Origin of the sequence: Roseicyclus sp. (genome assembly GCF_052168335.1) — a bacterium.
GTDB lineage: Bacteria > Pseudomonadota > Alphaproteobacteria > Rhodobacterales > Rhodobacteraceae > Roseibacterium.
The window spans coordinates 1-3,963 of record NZ_JBQLZP010000528.1 but is presented as its reverse complement, the minus strand read 5'-3'; the positions used below and the strand labels follow the sequence as shown (position 1 = coordinate 3,963).

The following is a 3,963-nucleotide window of genomic DNA, read 5'->3' as shown; positions in this document are numbered from 1 at the left end:
TGCTGTCGCTCTCGATGGTGGTGATCGCCGCGCTGGTGGGGGCCGCCGGCCTCGGCGTGCCGGTCGTGCGCGCGCTGAACCAAGTCAACACCGGCCTCGGCTTCGAGGCGGGGCTCATCATCGTGGTCGTGGCGATCCTGCTCGACCGTCTCCTCAGGGTGCAGTGGAAATGACCGCCGTCCGCTTCAACGACGTCTGCATCATGTTCGGGCCCGCGCCCGCGCCCGCGCTCCAGATGGCGGACGAGGGCGCGACGCGCGAGGAGATCCAGGGCGCGACGACCCATGTTCTCGGCGTCCACGACTGCTCGCTCGAGGTGCAGGAGGGCGAGATCCTCGTCCTCATGGGCCTGTCGGGGTCGGGGAAGTCGACGCTGCTCCGCGCCGTGAACGGGCTGAACCCCGTCGCGCGCGGGTCGGTCGAGGTGTCGATGGGCGACCGGATGGTGGACGTGACGCACGCCGACGCCGCGACGCTCAGGCGCATCCGGCAAACGCGCGTCGCCATGGTCTTCCAGCAGTTTGGCCTCCTGCCCTGGCGGTCGGTGCGCGAGAACGTGGGCTTCGGTCTCGAGCTTTCGGGCGCGGCCGAGCGCGACGCCAAGGTCGAGCGGCAGCTCGCCCTCGTCGGCCTCTCCGACTGGGCCGACCGCAAGGTGGGCGAGCTCTCGGGCGGCATGCAGCAGCGCGTGGGCCTCGCCCGCGCCTTCGCGACGGACGCCCCGATCCTCCTGATGGACGAGCCCTTCTCGGCGCTCGACCCGCTGATCCGCACGAAGCTCCAGGACGAGCTCTTGGACCTGCAACGCGACCTGAAACGGACGATCATCTTCGTCAGCCACGACCTCGACGAGGCCTTCAAGCTCGGCAACCGCATCGCGATCATGGAGGGCGGGCGAATCGTGCAGGTCGGCACCCCGCGCGACATCTTCTCCGCGCCTGCAAGCGATTACGTGGCGGAGTTCGTGGCCAACATGAACCCGCTGGGCGTGCTGACCGCGCGCGACGTGATGCTGAAGGGCGTCGGCAACGCCAAGACGCTCGGTCCGCGCCAGGGCCCCGAGACGCCCGTGCGCGCGCTGATGGAGATGCTGGCGGGCGGCGCGCGGCGCATCGTCGTGGAAGAGGGGGGCACCGTCCTCGGCACGATCACCACCGAGAGCGTCATCGCCCGCCTCTGCGCCGCCGCGACCGAGGCCGAGCCGGACGCGCCCCCGGAGGAGGACGGCGAGGAGGAGACCGGCTTCTTCGAGGGGATCGTGCGCGGCGGCTAGCCCGCCCGCACGGCGGCGATCAGCCGTTCGAGGTGGTGATCGGTGTCGCCGAACTGGTGGTCGATCATCACGAGACGCTTGGCGTAGTGGCTGACGGGATATTCCCAGGTCATCGCGATGCCGCCGTGCATCTGGATCGCCTCCTCGGCGACCTGCCGGGCGATGCGTCCGACGAGGTGCTTGGCCTGGCTCGCGCGGTGCGACTGGTCCGGGCCGCCCATCGCGGCGGCGGCGGCGATGACGATGGAGCGCGCCTGCTCGATCTCGATCCGGAGGTCGACGGTGCGGTGCTGGAGGGCCTGGAAGGCGCCGATCGGCTGGCCGAACTGCTTGCGCGTGCCGAGGTAGTCGACGAGCATCGCGAAGGCCGCCTCCATCGCGCCGAGCGCCTCGGCCGCCAGCGCCAGCGCCGCCCAGTCGAGCGCGTCCTCGGCGGCGGCCCTGTCGAGGGCGAGGGGGCGGGCCGGTGTCGTGTCGAGCAGAACCTCGCCCGCCGGGCCGCCGTCGATCATGCCGTAGGGGACGACCTGTGCGTCGGTCGCGGCGACCTCGAAGAAGCTCAGCCCCTCCGGCCCGCGCGCGAGGACGAGGAGCGTGTCGGCCGCTCCCGCGCCGTAGACCACGGACTTGCGCCCCGTGACGGTCCAGCCCCCGGCGCTCTCCCGCGCCTCCGCCCCGATCCCGTCGAGGTCGTAGGGCGCATCCGCCTCGCCCATCGCGACGGCGAAGCGCGCGCCGCCGGAAAGGAGCGCGTCGAGCGGCGCGCCCGCCCGCGCGAGGAGCTTCGCGGCCAGAAGCGCGGGCAGCACCGGCTCGGGGCAGAGGGCGCGGCCGATCTCCTCGAAGACCACGGCCACGTCGAATCCCGTCCCGCCCATGCCGCCCGCCGCCTCGTCCGCGAAGGCGTAGAGGAGGCCGAGGTCCGAGAGCGCCTGCCACCCCGCCGGGTCGTGGAACGGCGCGTCGTAGGCGACGCGGGTGCGGTGGGCGAAGCCGTAGCTCTCGGCCAGGTGCCGACGCAGCGTCTCGGCCAGCATCCTGCGGTCGTCGCCCGTCTCGAAGTTCATCGCTGCATCAACCCCTTGGCGAGGATGTTGCGCTGGATCTCGTTCGAGCCGCCGTAGATCGAGATCTTGCGGTTGTTGAAGTAGCTCGCCGCGTTGCGCGCGTGATCCTCGGGCGCGACGGCCAGGTTGCCCTCGAGCGCCTCGGACGGGAAGGGCGCGGCGGCGGGGCCGAGCGCGCGGCGCGCGAGGTCGTTGATTTCCTGCCGGATGACGGTGCCCTTGACCTTGAGCATCGAGGGCTCGGTCGTCAGCCGCCCGCCCGCCTGCGCGCGCGTCAGCATCCTGAGGTTGGTGATCCGCATGGCCTCGAGCTCCGCCTCCACCCGCGCGAGGCGGGCGGCGAACAGCGTGTTCTCGATGAGCGGCCGGCCGTTCCGGATCACGCGACGCGCCAGCGCCTTGACCTGCTCCAGCGCCTGGAGCGAGAAGCCGACGCCCGCGATCCCCGTCCGCTCGTGGCCGAGGAGGAACTTGGCGATGGTCCAGCCCTCGTTCTCGGCGCCGACAAGGTTGCCCACGGGCACCCGCACGTCGGTGAAGAACACCTCGTTCACCTCGTATCCGCCCTCGATCAGGCGGATCGGCCGCATCTCGATCCCGGGGGTGTCGAGGTCGATCAGCAGGAAGGAGATCGCCTCCTGCGGCTTGCTCTCGGCCTTCGTGCGCACGAGGCAGAAGATGCGGTTCGCGTGCTGGCCGAGCGTCGTCCAGGTCTTCTGGCCGTTCACGATGTAGCTTTCGCCCTCGCGCACGGCCCGCGTCCTGAGGCTGGCCAGGTCCGAGCCCGCGCCGGGTTCGGAATAGCCCTGGCACCACCAGTCGCGCCCGTCGAGGATGCGGGGCAGGTACTCCGCCTGCTGCTCCGGCGTGCCGAAGGCCATCAGGACGGGGCCGAGCATGGACACACCGAAGGGCACGATCCGGGGCGCGTCGGCGCGGCAGCATTCCTCCTCGAAGATGTGCCGCTCGACGGGCCCCCAGGCCTGTCCGCCGAACGCCCTGGGCCATGGCCCGGCGAGCCAGCCGCGCCCGTTCAGGATCGCGTGCCAGCGCGCCATGTCGGATTTCGTCAGTTCCTTCCGGGCGCGGACCCGTGCGGCGATGTCCTGCGGCAGGCGTTCGGCGAGGAAGGCGCGCACCTCCGCCTGGAAGGCGCGTTCCTCGGGCGAATAGCTCAGGTCCATCGCGGGCCCTCCCCCGGTCAGAAGAACGCTTGCAGCCCCGTCTGCGCCCGGCCGAGGATCAGCGCGTGGACGTCGTGCGTGCCCTCGTAGGTGTTCACCGTCTCGAGATTCTGCGCGTGCCGCATGACGTGGTATTCCGCCATGATCCCGTTGCCGCCATGCATGTCGCGGGCGGCGCGCGCGATGTCCAGCGCCTTGCCGCAATTGTTCCGCTTCATCAGGCTGATGACCTCGGGCGCGCAGGTGCCTTCGTCCATCATCCGGCCGGCCCGCAGCGCGCCCTGGAGCCCCAGCGCGATCTCGGTCTGCATGTCGGCGAGCTTCTTCTGGAAGAGCTGCGTCTGCGCCAGCGGGCGGCCGAACTGCGTCCGGTCGAGGCCGTATTGGCGCGCGCGGTGCCAGCAATCCTCGGCCGCGCCCATGACGCCCCAGGCGATGC

At 71.3% G+C, this 3,963-nt stretch carries 4 protein-coding genes and 1 pseudogene; 2 read left to right on the top strand and 3 right to left on the bottom strand.

Annotated features, from left to right (window positions below; all coding sequences use genetic code 11):
* Together ACTS11_RS16135 and choV are read left to right on the top strand one after the other, a co-directional pair.
* A pseudogene (locus ACTS11_RS16135) lies at positions 1-173 on the top strand (choline ABC transporter permease subunit); the annotation flags it as partial.
* Positions 170-1,273 carry a choline ABC transporter ATP-binding protein gene (gene choV, locus ACTS11_RS16130; RefSeq protein WP_442641322.1) on the top strand — a complete coding sequence of 368 codons (1,104 nt, stop codon included), beginning with the start codon at positions 170-172 and terminating at the stop codon, positions 1,271-1,273. The pseudogene ACTS11_RS16135 and the gene choV, both read left to right, overlap by 4 nt.
* Here choV and ACTS11_RS16125 read toward each other — a convergent pair.
* From ACTS11_RS16125 to ACTS11_RS16115, 3 genes are all read right to left on the bottom strand, one after another.
* The gene (locus tag ACTS11_RS16125) at positions 1,270-2,340 is read right to left on the bottom strand and encodes an acyl-CoA dehydrogenase family protein (protein WP_442641321.1); all 1,071 of its coding nucleotides are present in this window, start codon (positions 2,338-2,340) and stop codon (positions 1,270-1,272) included. The two genes, choV and ACTS11_RS16125, sit on opposite strands and share 4 nt — an antisense overlap.
* On the bottom strand, positions 2,337-3,524 hold the full coding sequence (locus tag ACTS11_RS16120) for an acyl-CoA dehydrogenase family protein (protein WP_442641320.1): 1,188 nt from the start codon (positions 3,522-3,524) through the stop codon (positions 2,337-2,339). Before ACTS11_RS16120 ends, ACTS11_RS16125 begins: the two co-directional genes overlap by 4 nt.
* Positions 3,525-3,541: 17 nt before the next feature.
* The coding region (locus ACTS11_RS16115; RefSeq protein ID WP_442641319.1) for an acyl-CoA dehydrogenase family protein at positions 3,542-3,963 on the bottom strand (422 nt) is incomplete at its 5' end.

Excerpts from the sequence above, each read along its gene's own strand:
- ACTS11_RS16125 (WP_442641321.1), bottom strand. The coding sequence starts at position 2,340 with ATGAACTTCGAGACGGGCGACGACCGCAGGATGCTGGCCGAGACGCTG.
- choV (WP_442641322.1), top strand. The coding sequence starts at position 170 with ATGACCGCCGTCCGCTTCAACGACGTCTGCATCATGTTCGGGCCCGCG.
- ACTS11_RS16120 (WP_442641320.1), bottom strand. The coding sequence starts at position 3,524 with ATGGACCTGAGCTATTCGCCCGAGGAACGCGCCTTCCAGGCGGAGGTG.